The following is a 19,928-nucleotide window of genomic DNA, read 5'->3' as shown; positions in this document are numbered from 1 at the left end:
TCACGCTGCCGGAGCGTCGAATTCCTCGGCGCGGACGTCGCGGGCCATCCTGTCGAGCACCGCGTTGACCATGCCGACCTCGTCGCCCTCGTAGAAGGAGCGGGCGACCGCGACATATTCCGAGATCACGGCACGGCCCGGCACGTCCTTGCGGAAGGCGAGCTCATAGGCGCCGGCGCGCAGGATGGCGCGCACCACCGCCTCGACGCGCTTCAACGGCCAGCCGGAGGCGAGAAGATCGTCGACGGAACGGTCGACCAGACGCTGCTCACGGACGACGCCGCCGAGCAGGTCGCGGAAGAAGGCGATCTCGACCTTGGGCAGCTCGATGTCCTCGACCTCCTTGCCGATCCAGAAGGCTTCGAACTCGGCCATGGCCTCGACCACGCCGCGCCCACCGACCTCCATCTCGTAGAGCGCCTGGACGGCCGACAGCCGGGCGCCGCGGCGCATCTCGGATCGGCTCATTTCGACTCCTCCGCCAGCGAGCGCTTGTAACGCAGCACCGCGAGCGCAGCTTCCGCCGCGCCGCCACCCTTGTCCATCTCGCTGCGGTTGGCACGGGCCCAGGCCTGCGCGTCGTTCTCGACAGTGAGGATGCCGTTGCCGAGCGGCAGGGCAAAGGCGACCGACAGGTCCATCAGCGCGCGCGAGCTCTCGCCGGCGACGATGTCGTAATGGCCGGTCTCGCCGCGGATGACGGTGCCGAGCGCGACGACGGCCTCATAAGGGTCGACCGCCTCGTCGGCGGCACGCAGGCCGATGACGATTGCGGAGGGGATTTCGAGCGCGCCGGGGACGGTGACGACATCGACGCGGCAGCCGGCCTTCTCCAGCACGGCGGTCGCGCCGGCGAGCAGTTCGTCGGCCAGGCCGTCGTAGAAGCGGGCCTCGACCACCAGCACACGGGCGTCGTCGAGCGGAGCGGCTGAGGCAGCCGAAGATTGCCGGGACCCGGCCATGGCGTCTTCCTTATGCAAGAGATGGTGCCCGTGAATATCCAAGCACCAAAGCCCTCATCCTGAGGAGCTGTTTCGACAGAAACTGCTCCTCAGGATGAGGGCTGAGCGTTGGGCCGGCTTTAGCCCCCCGGACGCGCCTCCGCAAGCCGCGCGGCATACCGCGCCATCAGATCGACCTCGACATGGACGCCGTCTCCCTTCCTGCGCTCACCCCAGGTTGTGACGCTGAAGGAATGCGGGATCAGCAGCACGGTGAAGACGTCGTCCTCGACCGTGTTGACGGTCAGCGATGTCCCGTCGAGGCAGATCGAGCCCTTGGCGGCGATGAAGCGAGCGAGCCCCTGCGGCGCCCGGATATGGAAGCGGGCCGTCGCGCCCCAGGGCTCGCTCGGGTCGGGCGCGATCTCGTCGATCGTCAGGATGGTGCCGACGCCGTCGACATGGCCGGTGACGAGATGACCGCCGAGTTCGTCGCCCATCTTGAGCGAGCGCTCCAGGTTGATCTTCGTGCCTGACATCCACGCGCCGACGGACGTCTTCGCCAGGGTCTCGGCGGCCGCCTCCACCTGGAACAGGCAGCCGGGCTCGCCATCCTCGCGCGGCTTGAGGGCCGTGACAGTCAGGCAGACGCCGGCACAGGCGATCGAGGCGCCGAGCTCGATGCCGGATGCCTCCCACGGGCACGAGATATCGAACTGCTTCAGGCTCGGGCCCTTGGTCTGCGAGCGGGTGACGGTGCCGATGGCGGTGACGATGCCGGTGAACATCAGGCGATCCTCGTGAAGACTTCAAAACGGTCGCAGCCGATCTGCCCGGCTTCGGTGACGGCGTAGATTTCGGGATCGGCGAGCAGCGCCGCAAGTCCCGGCCTGACGGCGACGACGCCCTCGGCCCCGAGCGGCTTCGGCGAGGTCGAGACGATGACCTCGTCGGCAAGGCCCCGCAGCGCCAGTTGCTCGCCAATCGTCGGGCCACCTTCCGAGAAGACGCGGGTGATGCCGCGGGCCGCCAACAGTCGCAGCGCCTCCGATAGGTCGAGATGGCCGTCGGCGCCGCGCGAGACGCGCATGACCTCGACGCCGGCGGCGACCAGCTTCTCCTCGGCCGCGACCGGGGCATCCTCGGCCGCGATCACCCAGAGCGGCACAGTCGCTGCGCCCTGAACCAGCTTGGCGTCGAGCGGCAGGCGGAGCGAGGAATCGAGCACGACCCGGATGGGCGAGCGGATTTCGAGTCCGGGCAGGCGCACGGTCAGTAGCGGGTCGTCGGCAAGGACGCTGCCGATGCCGAGCATGATCGCATCATGGCTAGCGCGCAGGCGGTGTACCCATTCGCCGGATTCCGGACATGAGATGGCGAGCCTAGCGCCCCCTACCCCGCCGGCGAAGCCATCTGCCGTGCGCGCAACCTTGAAGCTCACCATCGGCCGTCCCTCGGTCACCCGCAGCACATGGCCGCGATGGCTGCGCTGCGCCTGGTCCTCGAGCACGCCGAGCTTGACCTCCACACCTGCCATGCGAAGCAAGGCATGGCTGAGACCGGCGATCTGCGGATTGGGATCCGACATCGCAGAGACGACGCGCCGGACGCCGGCGAGCAAGGTGCGCTCGACACAAGGCGTGCCGCCACGGATCGTGCGGTGCGAGCAGGGCTCCAGCGTGACATAGAGCGTGCCGCCGCTCGCCGCTGCGCCGGCGTTCTCGAAAGCCATCGCCTCGGCATGCGGGCGACCGCCGGGTTGCGTGCGACCCTCGCCGACGACCACCGGGCCGTCCGGACCATCGCGCACGACGACGGCGCCGACGCTGGGATTGGGCCAGGTCTGGCCGAGCCCACGCGCGCCGAGCTCCAGCGCCCGCGCCATGAAGGCGCGGTCGATCGCGTCCTGATCAGGCATCGTCGCGGGCGGGCGCCGGCTTGGTCACGGGCTCGATCTCATCGCTACCGAGCTGGCCGAGCAGCTCCTCGAAATCGCGGGCTTCACGGAAATTCCGGTAGACCGAGGCGAAGCGGACATAGGCGACGTCGTCGAGCGATTTCAACCCCTCCATCACCAGCTCGCCGACGGCCGAGCTCTGGATCTCACCCTCGCCCGAGCTTTCGAGCTGGCGGACGATGCCGTTGACCATGCGCTCGATCCGCTCGGGCGCGACCGGGCGCTTGCGCAGCGCCACCTCGATCGAGGTCTGCAGCTTGTCGCGATCGAAGGCCGTGCGCCGGCCCGAGCGCTTGACCACGGTGAGCTCGCGCAGCTGCACGCGCTCGAAGGTCGTGAAGCGGCCGCCGCAATCGGGGCAGACGCGCCGGCGCCGGATCGAGGCATGATCATCGGTTGGCCGCGAATCCTTCACCTGGGTATCGAGCGAGCCGCAATAGGGACAGCGCATGAATGGGGCCTTCAGGTTAGCTTGAGGGACGATAGCGCCCGCGGCCCTTCCTTGCCTCAGCCAGGCCGTCGCAGGCCAGCGAAAAACGACCAGCCGGCGGCAAGGGAGCAAGCACGAGATCGCATGACGCTCCGGCACCGGATCGCGGCCCTCGCCAGAACCTGACGCCGGACGATGCGCCTTCCCCATGGCAGAATATCGTTCTGCGACCCGCCTGCGCCTGTCTCCCGATCCACAAAGCTCGCCAATCGGAGTTACGCAGATGTCCAATGATAGTGTCGGCGACGCCTTCGGCGGCCTGGTCGTCCTGGCCTTCGACCTTCTCGACAGCGAAATCCAAAGGTCTCCCGAACGCCTCGCCGAGATCCTCAAGAGCCCTGTCGTCCTGTCGACAGCGCAGAAGGGTCTGCTGAGCTTCGCGAACGCGAAACTCAAGAGCCAGACGACCCAGCTCTCGTCCGAGGACATCCAGAAGCTGCGCTCGATCGGCGACGACGTGCTGTCCAAGGCGGCCGACGAGTATTTCAAGCAGATCAAGAAGTCGTCGAACTACAAGGCTCTGGAAAAGCAGGTCGACGCGTTCAAAGCGGCAGCGAGCTCCTCGGCGCTCGGCGTCTGGGTCGATCAGCACAAGGGCATCGTCTACGTCGTCGGCGCGGCGCTGGCGCTCGGAGCGGGCGCCGCCCTCTTCGTCACCAAGCCGAACAACGGGGCGGTGACGCTCGGCCTGCAGCAGCTGGAGAAGCTGAAATTCGAGGTCGTCAAGCTCGGCGCGCTGAAGCTCGGCGTCGGCGGCATCGTCTTCGATCCTACCGCCGAGCTGGTCGGTGCCAAACTGACCGGCAAGCTGAAATGGGACCGGCTAAAGCTCGATCTCTCGATGCAGGTGGTGACCAAGTCGGCCGCGATCGAGAAGGTCGAGGGCGAGGTCATGGTCCAGTACGGCTCGTTCGAGCTCAGCGGCATCGTCAAGAAGGACGTGACCAAGCCGACCGTCGACCTCAACCTCAAGCTGAGCGCGACGGATGACCGCTTCAACGTTTCCGTCGCGGCGCAGGTCAAGGACGGCCAGTTCGGCGGCAGCGCCTCTGCCGGCTACAAGATCACCAAAGGGCTCGACCTCAACGCCGAACTCAGCCGGACCAACCGAGGCGATGCGCCCGGAGGCCCGGAGAACCTGTTCATGATCAAGCTGACCGGGACCTTTCCGTAGAAAGCGGTCCGGACGCCTCCCGCTCAGTAGATCGGGAAGCGCGCCGTCAGCTCGTGGGCCTTGGCCTTGACCGCCTGCTCGACGGCGGCGTTGCCCTCTTCGCCATTGGCGGCGAGACCGTCCAGCACCTCGGCGATCAATTCGCCGACCTTCTTGAACTCGGCGACGCCGAAGCCGCGCGAGGTCGCAGCGGGCGTACCCAGGCGGATGCCGGAGGTGACCATCGGCTTCTCCGGATCGAAGGGGATGCCGTTCTTGTTGCAGGTGATGTGAGCGCGCCCGAGCGCAGCCTCGGCCGCCTTGCCGGTGACCTTCTTGGAGCGCAGGTCGACCAGCATCAGGTGGTTGTCGGTGCCGCCGGTGACGAGGTCGAAGCCCTTGCTCTTCAGCGTCTCGGCCAGCGCCTTGGCATTGGCGACGACGGCATGGGCGTAGCTCTTGAACTCCGGCTGCAGCGCCTCGTGGAACGAGACCGCCTTGGCGGCGATGACGTGCATCAGCGGGCCGCCCTGCAGGCCCGGGAACACCGCCGAGTTGATCTTCTTGGCGATCGCCTCGTCATTGGTCAGCACCATGCCACCGCGCGGGCCGCGCAGCGTCTTGTGCGTGGTGGTGGTGACGACATGGGCGTGCGGGAACGGCGAGGGATGGGCGCCGCCGGCGACCAGCCCGGCGAAATGGGCGATATCGACCATGAAATAGGCGCCGACCTTGTCGGCGATCTCGCGGAAGCGGGCGAAGTCCCAGTGACGGGCATAGGCCGAACCGCCGGCAACGATGATCTTCGGCTTGTTCTCGACGGCGAGACGCTCCATCGCGTCATAGTCGATCAGCTGGTCGACGACGCAGACGCCATAGGGCACGACCTTGAACCACTTGCCGGACTGGTTGACCGGGGCGCCATGGGTAAGATGGCCGCCGGCAGCGAGATCGAGGCCCATGAAGGTGTCGCCCGGCTGCATCAGCGCCATGAACACGGCCTGATTGGCCTGGCTGCCGGAGTTCGGCTGGACATTGGCGAACTGGCAGTCGAACAGCCGGCAGGCGCGCTCGATCGCGAGCTTCTCGGCGATGTCGACGAACTGGCAGCCGCCGTAATAGCGCCGGCCCGGATAGCCCTCGGCGTATTTGTTGGTCATCACCGAGCCTTGAGCCTCGAGCACCGCCTGCGAGACGATGTTCTCCGAGGCGATGAGCTCGATCTCGCCGCGCTGGCGACCAAGCTCGAGCTCGATGGCGCGGGCGATCTCGGGATCGACATCGGCAAGGCCGGCGCCGAAGAAGGAGTTGGAGAGGTGCTTGTCGCGCGCGGCTTCGGTCATATCCGGCTCCTAAGAATGCGGCGGCCGATCCCGGCCGATCCCCGCGCGGTCCCTATCACGCAGAGTGAGGCTGTCCAAGCGCTAGATGGACGCGGCTAAGGAGCTGCCCGGCGCGCGCCCGAACGCCGGACGGACGGGCGGTAGACGAGCTTCCGGCGCGAGGCAGCCTGCATCAGCTTGCGGAAGGTCGGGCACTCCAGATGCGAGGGTGCGGGGCAGTCCGCGACATGGCGCAGTATGTCACGCAGCGTGCGCAATTCAGCCATCTGGCGCTGCAGCTCGTCGGCCTTAAGGCGCAGCTGGTCGCGCGGAATATCGGGCCTGCCGTCTCGGCCGAACATGCCGGCGATCTCTTCCAGCGAGAAGCCGGCCGCCTTGCCCATGGCGATCAGCGACAGCTTCAGCAGCACATCGGCATCGAATTGCCGCCGCAGGCCCCGCCGCCAGAGCGAGGCGATCAGGCCGATCTCCTCGTAATAGCGCAGGGTCGAGGGCGCGACGCCCGCGCGTTCGGCGACCTCGCCGATATCGAGAACAGTCATGCTTGACCTCAAGTCGACTTGAATTCGTACGCTCTGCCGAACGCATCATTTCGGCAAGAGGTTCATCATGGAAGCTGTTCTCGTTTCAAGGCAAATTCCGGTCTGGCAGGATCGGCGCGCCATCGCCCTGCTGATGGCGGCATCGCTCACCACCATGGCGAACGCGACGATCGCTCCGGCCCTGCCCGGGCTGGAACGGCTGTTCGCGAACGATCCCAACGCCGCGCTGCTGACGCGGCTCCTGGTGCCGGCACCCTCGCTCAGCGTCGCGGTTCTTGCACCACTCGCCGGGCTCGCGGCCGACCGCTTCGGACGGCGCCGGTTGCTGCTCGTCGGCGTGATCCTGTTCGTGCTGTCAGGCTGCGCCGGGCTCGTCCTGCCCGACCTGCCGGCGATCTTCGCCAGCCGGCTCGTATTGGGGGTGGCGGTCGCCCTGATCATGACGGCGCAGACAGCGCTGATCGGCGACTATTTCACGGGCGATGACCGCAATGCGCTGACCGGCCTGCAGATCTCGGCGCGCAATCTCGGCGGGCTCGTCTTCATTCTCACCGCCGGCTGGGCCGCGACGCTGTCGCCGCGCCTGCCCTTCGCGATCTACGGTCTGGCGGCTGCCTTCCTGCCGCTGATGTGGCTGGTCATCACCGACCCGCCGCGCCCGTCGTCGGCAGGCGGCGCGCAACCGGCGGGCGATCGCGGCGATGACAGTCCCTGGCGACTGTCCCTCGCCTTGCTGGTGCTGCTGCAGGGCACGACCAACATGATCTTCTTCATCATGCCGACGCAGCTGTCCTTCTTCCTGGATGCGCGAGGCCATGACAGCGCGATCATGACCGGCGCGGCGCTGGGCGTGCTGATGCTGTCGGGCGGCGGCTTCGCCCTGCTCTACTCCCGCATCCAGCGCGCTGTCGGCTACGCCGGCATTTTCGCGCTCGGCTATGGCGCGATGGCGCTGGGTTTCCTCTTGCTGCTGATCGCCGCGACCACTCCGGCGATCTTTGCGGCCGTGGCAGCGATCGGCGCGGGCTATGCGCTGGTCTCGCCGAGCTTTGTCGCCCTTGCCCTCACTCTCGCACCGACGCGGAAGCGCGGGCTCGCCGGCGGCATCCTGACCGCCTCGATCTTCATCGGCCAGTTCTGCTCGCCCCTGCTCAGCACGCCAGTGATCGCCGGGTTCGGTTACGCGAACCTGTTCGGCATCACGTCCGCCCTGCTGACGATCATGACCGTCACGGCCGCGCTGACCGGTGCCGCTGACAGGCTGCGCCGACGATAGTGCGGCGATATGGAGTGCTGCCTCGTGCGCAGTCTGCTTTATTCACAACCCGGAGCAGCCGACTCGCTCCTTTGGCGCAATCCTCGGCTGCAATCGAAACGACATCGGGGTGTCGCAGCAGCCGGGTGAAACGGAAACCGGCGGAAGGAGAACGGCGTGGTGCAGCAGACGGACGAGATCGAAGCTCACCAGCCCGAGTGGCCGCCGAAACGCCGCTCGCCTTTGCACGCCTTCCTCGAAAGCGGTGCGGCGGCCGGTGTCCTATTGGTCTTCTCCGCCGCTCTGGCGCTGATCATCGCCAATTCGGCGCTCGGCCCGGTCTATTTCAAGCTGCTGGAGGCGAAGGTCGCCGGCCTTTCGATCCTGCACTGGATCAACGACGCGCTCATGGCGCTGTTCTTCCTGCTCGTCGGGCTGGAGATCAAGCGCGAGTTCATCGAAGGCCAGCTCGCAACCTGGAGCCGCCGCGCCCTGCCGGCGCTGGCTGCGCTGGGCGGCATGATCGCGCCCGCCTTGATCTATGCCACGCTCGCCCGCAGCTACCCTGAAGCCTTGCGTGGCTGGGCGATCCCCGCTGCCACCGACATCGCATTTGCGCTCGGCGTGCTCGCCATCCTGGGCTCGCGCGTGCCGGTCTCGCTCAAGATCTTCCTGACCGCGCTCGCCATTCTCGACGATCTCGGCGCGATCCTGATCATCGCCCTGTTCTATTCCGGCGATCTCTCGCTGCCGATGCTGGCCGGCGCCGCCGCCTGCCTCGCCATCCTGATCGCGCTGAACCTGCGCGGCGCCCGCCTGCTGCCGCTCTATCTCGCTATCGGCGCCGTGCTCTGGTTCTTCGTGCTGAAATCCGGCATCCACGCCACGCTCGCCGGTGTCGCGCTGGCGCTGACCATCCCGCTCGGCGGCCGTGGCAAGGAGAGCGACGAGCCCGAGCATTCGCCGCTGCACACGCTGGAGCACCGGCTCCACCCCTGGTCATCCTATTTCATCGTGCCGGTCTTCGGCTTCGCCAATGCCGGCGTCTCGATCGCCGGCATGTCGCCCTCGCTCCTGCTGACGCCAGTGCCGCTCGGCATCGTGCTCGGACTTTTCCTCGGCAAGCAGATCGGCGTCTTCGGCTTCGCCTGGCTTGCGGTGCGGCTCGGCCTCGGCACCATGCCAGCCAAGGCGACATGGGCGCAGCTCTACGGCGTCTCGCTGCTCTGCGGCATCGGCTTCACGATGAGCCTGTTCATCGGGGCGCTGGCCTTCGCGAACAGCGCCGCGCTCAACGACGCCACCAAGATCGGCGTGCTCGCCGGCTCGGCGCTGTCGGCGGTGATCGGCTATGTCGTGCTCCATCTCGCCGGCCGGCATCTGGTCAAGGAGGATGTGCCCGTGGCGGCGATCGCTCCGCAAAAGCGAGCCCGCTAAGGCGATCTGACGATCACACAATCACCGCAGCTGCGGCGGAACCAAGGCGGCGCCTCGACGTTGTCTGCGCAGTGGCGGAGGTGGCAATGGGCTTCAGTCTTCTGGAAATCTCGATCGTGATGGGGTGCATATCGCTGCTCGGCTTCCTGATCGCCGATAATCTGGCCTGATCGATCCCACCGCAGGCGGGTCAGCCCGCCCGCATCAGCCGCCGCAGCCGTTCGCGGCCAGCGGCTCTGATGTGATCGCGTGCGGCAGATTCCGCGCTGATCGGATCGCGAGCTTCGATCGCCGAGACGATCGCGTCATGTTCGGCATGGGCCTGTCCCGCCCGATCTGCATCGAGCAATGTCGAGGAGCCGAGCAGCGCACGCGCATCGCGCAGCGCGTTCAGGGCCTTCAGCAGATATCGGTTATGCGCGGCGCCATAGAGTGCCGAATGGAAGCGCTCATTGTGGCGCGCCAGCTCCTGCGGGCGGGTGAGCAGCCCAGCCTCGATCGCGTGCAGATCCCGCAGCAGCGCGACATCGCCCTCGGAGGCGTGGCGCGCGGCGAAGGCGGCGACAGTTCCCTCCAACACCTCGCGCATCGCATAAAGCTCGGACACCGCCTGATGGTCGAGCGTCATCACGACGAGCGTGCGCGAATCGCGGGTGAAGAAGCCTTCGGCCTCGAGCCGGCGGACCGCCTCGCGCAAGGGCGTACGGCTCATCTCCAGACGGGTGGCGAGATCCTCCTCGCGCAGGCGCATGCCCGGCCTGAGCTCGCCGGCGTCGATCGCCTCGCGCAGGCGCGCATAGGCCTGGCCCGCGAGCGAGCGTACCGGCTGGACATCGGCGAACACCGTCAAACTGCGCCCTCTCCCATTTCTCCAGGCCCGATGCCCTGATCGCCCGGCCCCGCGCCGAAATCAACGCTTGCTTCTGCGGCTCAATTCAGCATACTTCGGTATACTGAAAAATCAAAACAATGTGGGAGGCATCATGTCACGCCGGTTTCCAAGGCTCCTGCTCGCTGCCGCATTCGCCGCGCTGCCGGCCATCGCCGCGAAAGCGCAGGACTGGCCGAGCAAGGCAATCACCATGGTCGTGCCTTATGCCGCCGGCGGCGGCACCGACGTGATCGCGCGGGCGGTGGCGCAGAAGCTGCAGGATCGGCTGGGGGTCGGCGTCGTCGTCGAGAACCGTGCCGGCGCCGGCGGCAATCTCGGCACCACGGCCGCGGCGCAGGCCCCGGCCGACGGCTACACAGTGCTGATCAGCAATATCGGCCCGATGGCCGTCAATCCGAGCCTGTTCAAGAACCTGAAGCACGACCCGGCCGAAGTGCTGGAGCCGGTGACGCTGATCGCCAAGGCGCCGCTGCTTCTGCTGGTCCATCCTTCGGTCAAGGCCAACTCGGTCGCGGAATTGGTCGCGCTCGCCAAGGCGCAGCCGGAGGGGCTGACCTATGGCACCGCCGGGCACGGCTCGGCCAACCACATCGCCACTGCGCTGTTCGAGCTGATGGCAGGCGTCAAGCTGAAGCACGCTCCCTATCGCGGCGCCGGCCCGGCGCTCAACGACCTGCTGGGCGGCCATATCCCGATGATGTTCGCGACGCTGCCCTCGGCGATCGGCCATGTGAACGGCGGCGGCCTCAAGGCGCTCGCCGTCACCACGGCCGAGCGGGCTCCGGCGCTGCCGCAGGTGCCGACGCTCGCGGAAGCCGGCGTGCCCGGGTACGAGGCGAGCGGCTGGTACGGCGTCTTCGTGCGCAAGGGCACGGCGCAGGCGATTATCGACAAGCTGCGCAGCGAGGTCGCGACCATCATCAACCTGCCGGAGGTGCGCAGGAACCTGGAGCTGGAAGGCGCCCAGCCCATCGGCAATACGCCGGCCGAGTTCGCCGCCTTCGTCAAGGCCGAGCGCGAGAAGTGGTCGAAGGTCGTCGCCGAGGCCGACATCAAGATCGAGTGACGCCTCCTCGTCCCCTTTCCCTTTCATCACTTCCGGACTGACGCCGACATGACCGACGCAACCTCACCTGCCCTGCGCCTGCTCGTCCTCGAAGGGGATGGCATCGGCCCCGAGATCGCGGCGGCGACCTGCAAGGTGCTCGACGCGGCAAGCAAGCTCTTCGGCTTCGGGCTCGCTTTTGAGCGTGCCGAGATCGGCTTCGCGGCGCTCGCCAATCAGGGCACGACCTTCCCCGAGACCGTGCTCGCGGCGGCAAAACGGACGGACGGCGTCATCCTCGGCCCGGTCTCGCACAACGAGTATCCGCCGGCCGAGAAGGGGGGTCTCAACCCGTCCGGACAGCTGCGCAAGCGGCTCGACCTCTACGCCAATATCCGCCCGGCCCGCTCTCGCGAGGGCTTTGCGCCGCGCTGCGGCAAGCCGCTCGACCTCGTCATGGTGCGCGAGAACACGGAAGGCTTCTATTCCGACCGCTCGATGCATCTCGGCCCCGGCGAGATCATGCCGACGCCGGACCTCGCCATGTCGTTCCGCAAGGTGACGCGGCACGCTTCCCTACGCATCGCCGAGAGCGCCTTTGCACTGGCCCGCCAGCGCCGCCGCAAGGTCACGGCCGTGCACAAGGCGAATGTGCTGCGCATCTCCGACGGGCTCTTCCTCGAATGCGTGCGCTCGGTGGCCGAGCGTTATCCCGATGTCGAATACGAGGAGAAGATCATCGACGCCATGGCTGCGCTGCTGGTGCGCGACGCCAGCGTCTTCGACGTGATCGTCACCACCAACATGTTCGGCGACATCCTCTCCGACCAGGCCTCGGAAATCTCCGGCAGCCTCGGCCTCGCCGCCTCGCTCAATGCCGGCGAGGATCACGCGGTGGCGCAGGCCCAGCACGGCTCAGCGCCTGATATCGCGGGTCGCGACCTCGCCAACCCGGCCTCGCTGATCGGCTCGGCCGCGATGCTGCTCGCCTGGCTCGGCGAGCGGCGGCAGGCCCCTGCCCTGCTGCAGGCCGGAGAGGCTATCGAGCGGGCGATCGACCTGACGATCAAGGCGCCGGAGCTGCGCACGCGCGATCTTGGCGGCCCGCTCGGTACGCGAGCCTTCGCGGAACAGGTTCTCGGCATGCTGGCAGAGGCCGCAGAGGCGGCCTGACTCTGGCGCAATCGGCGGTCCCACGGAGGTCATGGCAAGGCGGGAACGTCCCGCCTGCTCGCGGATTGAGAGGAGGCGCTGCCAGGTCCGGGGCGCGGCCGGAGCCTAACGATGCAGACTGCCGATCATTCCGTAACCGCGATCAAACGCCTTGCCTGCGACCTCCAGAAATGGCCCTCTTCCCTGACTGCCAAGGCGCTCGCCCGTACGGCGAAACGGGCCGGCACCTGCGCGGACGAGCTCGCGCCCTATTTCGAGCGAATTCATCTGGCGGCCACCGATCTGCTGAAACCGGGCGGCAGGCCCGATCCGACCTATTCAGAACTGCGGCAGGCGGTGGCGATCCTCGACACGGTCGCCAAGGTCAGACGGCAGACAAAGAGCCGGCTGCAATAATCCGCCAGACGAACAATAAAGCCCCCGGCTTTCGCCGGGGGCTCGTGATGTCGACCGGCAGAAGCCAGGATCAGATATCCTGGTCGCCCTGCAGGGCGGCGACGGCCGCCGGACCGAGACCATCCTTGTTGTAGATGTCATCGCGGAACTGCACGCCGCCATCGGGCGTGGCCCAGGCGGTGATGTAGACCCAGTAGCACGGCACGGGATTGGCGATGCGGGCATTGACGCGCTCGCCAGACGCAATGGTCTCGTCGATCTTGGCGCGATCCCAGCCGGGCGTCTCCTTGAGCAGGAAGGCGATGTAGTCGCGCACGTTCTGGACGCGGATGCAGCCCGAGGACACGAAGCGGTAATCGTCGCCGAAGATGCCCTTCGACGGCGTGTCGTGCATGTAGACGCCGTGCGGGCTCGGAATGTTGATGCGCACGAAGCCGAGCGAGTTGAACTCGCCGCCCGGATCCTGGCGGAAGGTGTAGCGGGTCGCCTCGTCCGAGCGCCAGTTGACGCGCTCGGGCGGGATCTCGCCGTTCGGCCCGATGATGCGGATCTTGTTCTCGGTGAGGTAGGTCGGCTCCTTCTGCATCTTCGGGATCAGATCCTTGCGGATGATCGAAGCCGGAACCGTCCAGGTCGGGTTGAAGTTGACCTCGGGAATCTTGGTCTGCAGCAGCGGCGACTGGCGGTCGATCTTGCCGACGCCGGCGGCATGGCGGGTCGCGACATGGCCGTTCTCGACAGTCTCGACCGCAGCCGCCGGGATGTTGGCGACGACATAGCGGTTGCCGAGATTGCCCGACCAGGTGCGCAGGCGCACGATATTGGTCTCGAGCTGGCGGATGCGCCGGTCGACCGGCACGTTGAGCGCCGCCAGCGTCGCGCGGTTGATGCTGCCGGTGGTCGACAGGCCCATGCGCGACTGGAAGCGGCGCACGCCGCCCTCGACGTAGGAGTCATAGATATTGCTGTCACCGGCGGAGGCGTCGAGATCGCCGGTGATGATCAGCCGCTGGCGCAGGGCGACCACGCTCGGACCGCGCGAACCGACGGAAAGCCGCTCGCTGACCTGCAGTGTCGGCCAGCCGCCGCGCGCGGCGATCTCGCGATAAATCTCGACGGCCTGCTCGGTCGCGGCCAACGCGGCCGGGGAGAGCATCGGGGTCGAAGAGCGGTGGACGGCATTGCGTGAGCCGGCATCGTAGCTCTGGCGCCACTCGGCCTGCTGGGCGAAGGCCGGCAGGCTCGCGCCGGCGGCAGCAGTCGAGAGCAGGGCCAGAACCGTCTCGCGGCGGGTCAGGCGGATATTCGGCATCGATCGTTACCCCTTGGACTTCGCAATATCATCGGAGCGGGACGCGACCCGCCCCTTCGGCCGGGCATCTGCCACGGTCGGTCGCTGGGGACGATCCCTTACCACAGTTAACACGGTATGATGAGCGCGGCATTTTTGGGGCGGCGATGCGTCGCGCTCACGCGGGTTTGATCGCTGTGGCCGAAGGGAAATCACTGTTGCCGTAAAGAAACAGGCGCGCGCCCCGGCCGGGAGGCCGAAGCGCGCTGCGGGGGATACTGTCGAGACCGGGCCCTTGGCCCGGCGCTCAGAGCTTGTAGCGGATCTGGTCGGTCCAGAAGCGCTCGAGGCGCAGCAGGGCGTTGTTCATCCGCTCGAAATCGTCTGCCGCGATGCCGCCGATCTGCTCGACCGTGCGGACATGCTTGTCGTAGACGCCCTTGACGATGTGATGCACCTCGCGGCCCTTGTCGGTCAGGCTGATGCGCACCGAGCGCCGGTCGATCCGCGAACGGGCATGATGGAGGAAGCCGAGCTCGACCAGCTTCTTGACGTTGTAGGAGACGTTCGAGCCGAGATAGTAGCCGCGGGTGCGCAGCTCGCTGGCAGAGAGCTCGGCGTCACCGATATTGTAGAGCAGCAGCGCCTGCACGCTGTTGACGTCGTCGCGGTTGCGACGCTCGAACTCGTCCTTGATCACGTCGAGCAGCCGGCGATGCAGCCGCTCGACCAAGGTGAGGGACTCAAGGTAAAGCGGCTTCACCTTGAGCTGAACCTCGTCAGATGCGGCCGGCTCCACAGTCTTTACATTGCTCTTCATGGTAATATCCCGCCTGTTGATGACCGGCCAGGATTGTCTCCCGGTCCGCTTCTGAGAGACACCATAGGCGGAGCCGATGAAAACGAGTTTAAATATCAGGATGAATCAGGGATTTACCCATTTGGGTGAATCCGAAATGAACCGCAAATCCCTTAAGCTAAAGCGATTCTTACTATCGCCCAGCGTATTCGAGGCAGGCGCGCGTCTCAGGATTCCTGGTTCTCGGCGGCCCAGGTGGCGAGGAAATAGGCCAGCATCAACGCGACATAGGTGCCGATCAGCGCCGGCGACAATGTCAGCCAGCGCGGGAAGAAGAAGCCGAGCAGCAACTGGCTGACGGCAGCGAGCAGCCAGAGCACGCCGCCCCAGGTCGCGGTCAGCCAGAGGCCGACGCCGGCGACGAGATCGAAGACCGCGAAATAGACGGTGATCGCCTGGAAGGTCAGCGGGCGCGTCTCGAAAGCGGGGCCGGGCTCGAACACCAATCCGAGCCCAAGGATCGTCATCCAATGCATCAGGCCCTTGCCGATCCAGACCACCGAGAGCAGGCGCAGCAGCCAGACCAGCAGTAGGCGCCAGCGAACCCGGCGCTTCACCTCACCCGCCTGCCCCGGGCCGCGCAGAACCTCGCCGTCGCGTATCGTCATTTCAGCCGCCCAGCGCCAACTCGGCCGCACCGAGCGGAGCGAAATAGGCCGCCACATCTGCCGGATCGAGCTCCTCCAGCGTCCGCGGCCGCCAGGACGGGGCCTGGTCCTTGTCGATCACCACGGCGCGCACGCCCTCGTAGAAGTCATGGCCATGCGGGATCCGCGAGACGATACGGAATTCGAGCTGCATCGCCTCGGCGAAGCCGAGCGAGGCGCCGCGGCGCATCTGCTCGAAGGCAATGGCGACACTGGTCGGCGACTTCGCCCGGATCGTGGCGAGCGTCTTGGCGGCGAAGGCATCGCCAGCCGCTGCCTTCGCGTCGAGCCGGCCGAGGATATCCGGCAGTGTCGCGGCGCCGAAGCAATGCGCGATCGTCGCGCGCTCCGGTGCGAGCTTGCCCGGCCCGGGATCGACCGCGAAACCGGCGATCGTCGCATCGACAGGCTCGGAGCCGGTCAGGGCCTCGGCGAGCTCGGCCATGCGGGCCGAGGGAACCGCATGTGTCGCCAGCCCGAGCGCGAGCGCATCGGCCTGGCCGACGCGGTCTCCGGTCAAAGCGAGATAGGTGCCGGCGTGATCAGGCAGGCGCGGCAAGGCATAGGTCGCACCGACATCGGGAAAGAAGCCGATGCCGACCTCGGGCATGGCGAAGAGCCAGCGCTCGCCGGCAACACGGTGGCTGCCATGCAGGGAGAGGCCGACGCCACCGCCCATGACGATACCGTCGACCAGCGCGATGTAGGGCTTGGGATAGCTCTGGATCCGGGCGTTGAGGATGTATTCCTCGCGCCAGAAGGTCAGCATCTCGTCATGCTGACCGGCCTTGCCGAGATCGTGCAGCGAGCGGATATCGCCGCCGGCGCAGAAAGCCTTCTCGCCCGCTCCGGTGACGACGATGCGCGTCACGGCAGGATCGTGCTCCCAGGCATCGAGCGCCTTGGCCAGCTCGCGCACCATGGGAAGATTGAGCGCGTTCAGCGCCTTCGGCCGATTGAGCACGACGAAGCCGGTGCTGCCGCGGATGTCACAGATGATCTCGGGCGCGTCCGACATGGCGTTCTTTCGTCTCGTTCGGCTTGAGGGCGTGTTTGGGCGCTGGCCGGGTGGCTGTCAACGCGGAGCGCTGCACGATGCGCCTGGGTGAAAGCACGGCCGGAGCCGGTTGGTCATGCGACCATCGCGCCTGTTTTGGACGCCTTCCGATATGCTAAGGGATCGCCGACAAGCCACTATCGCATTCACGGCGGAGGCGTCGATGACTTCCCGGGCACAGCCCCTCTCCGCGCCGCGGGCCGCAAGCTCCGCAGCCGATTCGCTCGGCCTCACCCGCCGCATGCGCCGCAACCGCAAGGCCGAGTGGTCGCGCCGGCTGGTGCGCGAGAACCGCCTGACCAGCGACGACCTGATCTGGCCGATCTTCCTGATCGATTCCGCGGAAGCCGTCTCGCCTGTCGCCTGGATGCCGGGCGTCGATCGTCTCAACATCGACGAAGCCGTGCGCCAGGCCGAGGCGGCGGCCACGCTCGGCGTTCCCGCCATCGCACCTTTTCCTTATGTCGACCGGACCTTGCGCGACGCGACCGGCTCGGAAGCGCTGAACAGCCGCAACCTGATGTGCCGGGCAGTCCGCGCGATCAAGGCGGCGGTGCCGCAGATCGGCATCATCTGCGACGCGGCGCTCGATCCGTATACCTCGCATGGCCATGACGGCGTGATGGATGGCGAGCGCATCCTGAACGACCCCAGCGTCGGCATCCTCGTGCGGCAGGCGCTGGCCTTGGCGGACGCCGGCGCCGACATGATCGCGCCGTCCGACATGATGGACGGGCGCGTCGGCGCGATCCGGGCCGCGCTCGACGCCGGCGGCCACGAGGACGTGCAGATCATGGCCTATTCGGCCAAATACGCCTCGGCGTTCTACGGCCCGTTCCGCGACGCGATCGGCACCAACGCCACGCTGATCGGCGACAAGCGCACCTACCAGATGGACCCGGCCAATAGCGACGAGGCGATCGCCGAGGTCGCACTCGATCTCGAGGAGGGCGCCGACATGGTGATGGTCAAGCCCGGCCTGCCCTATCTCGACATCATCGCGCGGGTGAAGGACACGTTCTCGGTGCCGACCTTCGCCTACCAGGTCTCCGGCGAGTACGCGATGATCATGGCGGCGGCCAATAATGGCTGGCTCGACGGCGACAAGGCAATGCTGGAGAGCCTGCTCGCCTTCAAGCGCGCCGGCGCCGACGGCGTGCTGACCTATTTCGCGCCGAAGGTCGCGAAGATGCTGAAGGAGCGAGGCTGAGCTAGGCCGGCAGGCGATAGACCGAGACGTGCGAGCGTGAGTCCGCCGTGAAGGGCGCCCCGTTCCAATCGGCATGCCGGCTTTCAAGCGCAAAGCCGGCAAGCTCAGCCATCAGGTCGAGCTCCGCCGGCCAGATGTAGCGGTGCGGCGAGCGGAACAGCTCCGCCTTCTGGCCCTCGCCAAAGCGGACATGGTGCGAAACCAGCTGCTGATTCAGCACGTCATAGGTATCGAGGCCGATATAGCCGGCCTCGGACTGCCAGACGACGGCCTGTTGCCCGGGCGGCAGCTTGCGCAGCTCCGGCACCCACAGCTCGATCACGAAACGGCCTCCGGGCGAGAGATGGCGCGCCGCATTGCGGAAGCAGGCCACCTGCTGCGCCTGCGTGAGCAGGTTCGAGATCGTGTTGTAGACGAGGTAGACGAGCGAAAAGCTGCCCGGACAAGTCGCCGTCGCCATGTCGCCGCGGACGACGGGAATCGTGGCTTCATCGACCTTGGCCCGCAGCTCGGCGATCATCGCAGGCGAAAGCTCGATGCCCGCCACCGGCACATTCCGCTGGGCGAGCGGCACGGCGACGCGGCCGGTCCCGATCGCGAATTCGAGTACCCTGCCGCCCTCCGCCAGTTGCGCCAGTCGCTCGACCGCCGGATCCAGCACCTCCGGCGAGAACATCCCGGTTCCCGGCGTGTCATAGGTCCTGGCCGCGTCGGCGTCCCAGATCTCGTCCTGCTGCATGCCGGATGTCCCGCTGCGTGCCCGTGCTGGCTGTGCTCCAGCGCGGATCGGATGTGCATCGTCCTGTCGATTTATCAAGCCCTGCGATTGCTCGCCCGGCGCGCGTGCCGCGAGTTCCAACCTCCTGGTTCTCGCGCTAGCGTGCGCCACGATGCGCGCCCTGTTCACGTCGATTCTGCTCTGTCTCGCGCTCGCCGCCTGCGGGCGCTTCGATACCGATCAGATTCGCGCCTGCCGGCTCGCGATCCCGGCGCTGAACCCGACCGACACCGTCATCACCATCGAGGGCACCGGCAGCGGCCCGCGTGCCGACATCCTGCGGATCGTCTACCGGGCGCAGGCGCCGGACGAGCCCCCGCGGCAGCGCACCATCGACTGCATCTTCGCCGGCGAAGGGACCGCGCTGCAGCGCGGCGCGCTGGCGGGCCTCGCCTCCGACGGCGTGCCGATGACCGATGCCAGCTTCCTGCTGCTGCGGCGCTTCTATCTCGAATACAAGGCGGAGCCGCCCGTCGATCCCGGCATGTCGCCCGGAGCCGATCTCGTCACCGTACCGCCCGGCCTCGCCTATGGCCTCCAGCAGGGTCTGGCCGCCCTGCCCTCGGCCGCGATCTACGCGCTGCTCGCCAGCGCCTATGCGCTGATCTACGGGCTCAACGGCCGCATCCTGCTGACCTTCGGCGAATTCTCGGCGCTTGGCGCACTCGCCGCGGTGGTCGGTGTGGCGCTGACCCTGTCGCTTTCGGTCTCGACGCCGGTCTCCGGCCTGTTCATCGCCTTTGCCGTCGCGATCGTCGTCAGTGCGCTGCACGGCTTCGCCATGGGCCGTTTCGTGCTGCGCCATCTCGACAAGAGCAACGGCCAGCAGGTGCTGATCGCGACGATCGGGCTCGCCATAGCGCTGTCGGAATACCTGCGCCTCGCCCAGGGCGCAGAATTGCGCTGGCTGCCGCCGGTGTTCAACGAGCCCATGCCGCTGGTGCGGGCCGAGCAGTTCATCGTCACGGCGACACCGGTCTCGCTCGCCATGGCCGGGCTCGGCTTCTGCGCCGCGACCTGCCTCATCCTCTATCTCGCCCGCTCATCCTATGGCCGGGCCTGGCGCGCAGTCTCCGACGATGCCAGGACCGCCTCGCTGTTCGGGATCGATCCGCGCGCAGTGCACGACCGGGCGCTGATCATCGCCTGCGCCATCTGCGGCGCGGCCGGCGTCATCGTCACGGTGATCTATGGCGGCATGGGGTTTTCCGGCGGCTTCACGCTCGGCCTCAAGGCACTCGTCGCCGCGGTCCTGGGCGGCATCGGCTCGGTGCCCGGCGCCTGCCTGGGCGGCCTCGCGATCGCCGCCTTCGAGGTGCTGTGGTCGGCGACGATGCCGCTCGAACAGCGCGACATCGCAGTCTATAGCTTGCTCGCCGTGACGCTGATCCTGCGCCCCGGCGGCTTCTTCGGCGACGGCGCGCTGACGCCGCGCCAAGTCTGAAAAAAACGACACGACGGG

The 19,928-nt window shown here is 67.2% G+C and carries 21 protein-coding genes; 8 read left to right on the top strand and 13 right to left on the bottom strand.

The window, feature by feature from the left end; genetic code table 11:
* The 5 genes from nusB to nrdR all read right to left on the bottom strand — a co-directional run bounded on the left by nusB (position 1) and on the right by nrdR (position 3,349).
* Complete coding sequence (gene nusB, locus CXY91_RS20900) at positions 1-468, bottom strand: transcription antitermination factor NusB (RefSeq protein ID WP_100963097.1); 468 nt, start codon at positions 466-468, stop codon at positions 1-3.
* A complete protein-coding gene (gene ribH / locus CXY91_RS20895; RefSeq protein ID WP_091830091.1) occupies positions 465-962 on the bottom strand; it encodes a 6,7-dimethyl-8-ribityllumazine synthase in 498 nt (165 codons plus the stop codon). The genes nusB and ribH overlap by 4 nt, the downstream gene beginning before the upstream one ends.
* 119 nt (positions 963-1,081) lie before the next feature.
* On the bottom strand, positions 1,082-1,729 hold the full coding sequence (locus CXY91_RS20890) for a riboflavin synthase (RefSeq protein WP_091830093.1): 648 nt from the start codon (positions 1,727-1,729) through the stop codon (positions 1,082-1,084).
* Complete coding sequence (gene ribD, locus CXY91_RS20885) at positions 1,729-2,859, bottom strand: bifunctional diaminohydroxyphosphoribosylaminopyrimidine deaminase/5-amino-6-(5-phosphoribosylamino)uracil reductase RibD (RefSeq protein WP_100963096.1); 1,131 nt, start codon at positions 2,857-2,859, stop codon at positions 1,729-1,731. The genes CXY91_RS20890 and ribD overlap by 1 nt, the downstream gene beginning before the upstream one ends.
* Positions 2,852-3,349, bottom strand: coding sequence for a transcriptional regulator NrdR (gene nrdR, locus CXY91_RS20880; RefSeq protein ID WP_091830097.1), 498 nt, complete (start codon positions 3,347-3,349; stop codon positions 2,852-2,854). Before nrdR ends, ribD begins: the two co-directional genes overlap by 8 nt.
* 262 nt (positions 3,350-3,611) lie before the next feature.
* Here nrdR and CXY91_RS20875 point away from each other — a divergent pair, with 262 nt between their 5' ends.
* Positions 3,612-4,562 (top strand): hypothetical protein, encoded by a 951-nt coding sequence (locus CXY91_RS20875; protein WP_100963095.1) that lies wholly within the window; start codon positions 3,612-3,614, stop codon positions 4,560-4,562.
* Between the two features lie 23 nt (positions 4,563-4,585).
* Here CXY91_RS20875 and glyA read toward each other — a convergent pair whose 3' ends face one another.
* Positions 4,586-5,884, bottom strand: a complete 1,299-nt coding sequence (glyA, locus tag CXY91_RS20870; RefSeq protein WP_100963094.1) for a serine hydroxymethyltransferase — start codon at positions 5,882-5,884, stop codon at positions 4,586-4,588.
* Positions 5,885-5,979: 95 nt separating this feature from the next.
* On the bottom strand, positions 5,980-6,426 hold the full coding sequence (locus CXY91_RS20865; protein ID WP_100963093.1) for a helix-turn-helix domain-containing protein: 447 nt from the start codon (positions 6,424-6,426) through the stop codon (positions 5,980-5,982).
* Positions 6,427-6,493: 67 nt separating this feature from the next.
* Between CXY91_RS20865 and CXY91_RS20860 the strand changes: the two genes are divergently transcribed.
* Positions 6,494-7,702, top strand: a complete 1,209-nt coding sequence (locus CXY91_RS20860) for an MFS transporter (protein ID WP_100963092.1) — start codon at positions 6,494-6,496, stop codon at positions 7,700-7,702.
* A 156-nt stretch (positions 7,703-7,858) separates the two neighbouring features.
* Complete coding sequence (nhaA, locus tag CXY91_RS20855; protein WP_465246882.1) at positions 7,859-9,118, top strand: Na+/H+ antiporter NhaA; 1,260 nt, start codon at positions 7,859-7,861, stop codon at positions 9,116-9,118.
* A 190-nt stretch (positions 9,119-9,308) separates the two neighbouring features.
* Here nhaA and CXY91_RS20850 read toward each other — a convergent pair whose 3' ends face one another.
* A complete protein-coding gene (locus CXY91_RS20850; RefSeq protein WP_248307581.1) occupies positions 9,309-9,962 on the bottom strand; it encodes a GntR family transcriptional regulator in 654 nt (217 codons plus the stop codon).
* Between the two features lie 139 nt (positions 9,963-10,101).
* Here CXY91_RS20850 and CXY91_RS20845 point away from each other — a divergent pair, with 139 nt between their 5' ends.
* From CXY91_RS20845 to CXY91_RS20835, 3 genes are all read left to right on the top strand, one after another.
* Positions 10,102-11,076 (top strand): Bug family tripartite tricarboxylate transporter substrate binding protein, encoded by a 975-nt coding sequence (locus CXY91_RS20845; RefSeq protein WP_100963091.1) that lies wholly within the window; start codon positions 10,102-10,104, stop codon positions 11,074-11,076.
* Between the two features lie 48 nt (positions 11,077-11,124).
* Positions 11,125-12,228 carry an isocitrate/isopropylmalate dehydrogenase family protein gene (locus CXY91_RS20840; protein ID WP_100963090.1) on the top strand — a complete coding sequence of 368 codons (1,104 nt, stop codon included), beginning with the start codon at positions 11,125-11,127 and terminating at the stop codon, positions 12,226-12,228.
* A gap of 111 nt (positions 12,229-12,339) precedes the next feature.
* A complete protein-coding gene (locus CXY91_RS20835; protein WP_100963089.1) occupies positions 12,340-12,624 on the top strand; it encodes a hypothetical protein in 285 nt (94 codons plus the stop codon).
* Between the two features lie 70 nt (positions 12,625-12,694).
* Here CXY91_RS20835 and CXY91_RS20830 read toward each other — a convergent pair whose 3' ends face one another.
* The 4 genes from CXY91_RS20830 to CXY91_RS20815 all read right to left on the bottom strand — a co-directional run bounded on the left by CXY91_RS20830 (position 12,695) and on the right by CXY91_RS20815 (position 16,439).
* On the bottom strand, positions 12,695-13,936 hold the full coding sequence (locus tag CXY91_RS20830) for a L,D-transpeptidase family protein (protein WP_100963088.1): 1,242 nt from the start codon (positions 13,934-13,936) through the stop codon (positions 12,695-12,697).
* 286 nt (positions 13,937-14,222) lie between these two features.
* Positions 14,223-14,735, bottom strand: a complete 513-nt coding sequence (gene ldtR / locus CXY91_RS20825; RefSeq protein ID WP_057192211.1) for a transcriptional regulator LdtR — start codon at positions 14,733-14,735, stop codon at positions 14,223-14,225.
* A 206-nt stretch (positions 14,736-14,941) separates the two neighbouring features.
* Positions 14,942-15,382, bottom strand: coding sequence for a DUF6163 family protein (locus tag CXY91_RS20820; protein ID WP_100963087.1), 441 nt, complete (start codon positions 15,380-15,382; stop codon positions 14,942-14,944).
* A 1-nt stretch (position 15,383) separates the two neighbouring features.
* Complete coding sequence (locus CXY91_RS20815; protein WP_100963086.1) at positions 15,384-16,439, bottom strand: enoyl-CoA hydratase/isomerase family protein; 1,056 nt, start codon at positions 16,437-16,439, stop codon at positions 15,384-15,386.
* 202 nt (positions 16,440-16,641) lie between these two features.
* On the opposite strand from CXY91_RS20815, the gene hemB reads away from it, so the two are divergent.
* Complete coding sequence (gene hemB, locus CXY91_RS20810) at positions 16,642-17,688, top strand: porphobilinogen synthase (protein WP_100963085.1); 1,047 nt, start codon at positions 16,642-16,644, stop codon at positions 17,686-17,688.
* A gap of 1 nt (position 17,689) precedes the next feature.
* Here hemB and CXY91_RS20805 read toward each other — a convergent pair whose 3' ends face one another.
* Positions 17,690-18,427 carry a class I SAM-dependent methyltransferase gene (locus CXY91_RS20805; RefSeq protein WP_100963084.1) on the bottom strand — a complete coding sequence of 246 codons (738 nt, stop codon included), beginning with the start codon at positions 18,425-18,427 and terminating at the stop codon, positions 17,690-17,692.
* A 151-nt stretch (positions 18,428-18,578) separates the two neighbouring features.
* Here CXY91_RS20805 and CXY91_RS20800 point away from each other — a divergent pair, with 151 nt between their 5' ends.
* Positions 18,579-19,910 carry a branched-chain amino acid ABC transporter permease gene (locus CXY91_RS20800; protein ID WP_158673521.1) on the top strand — a complete coding sequence of 444 codons (1,332 nt, stop codon included), beginning with the start codon at positions 18,579-18,581 and terminating at the stop codon, positions 19,908-19,910.
* The last annotated feature ends 18 nt before the right edge of the window (positions 19,911-19,928 follow it).

Origin of the sequence: Allobosea sp. FBZP-16 (genome assembly GCF_002831785.1) — a bacterium.
GTDB classification, from domain to species: Bacteria; Pseudomonadota; Alphaproteobacteria; order Rhizobiales; family Beijerinckiaceae; genus Allobosea; species Allobosea lupini.
The sequence above is the reverse complement of the archived record's forward strand: the minus strand, read 5'-3'. Positions and strand labels throughout refer to the sequence as shown.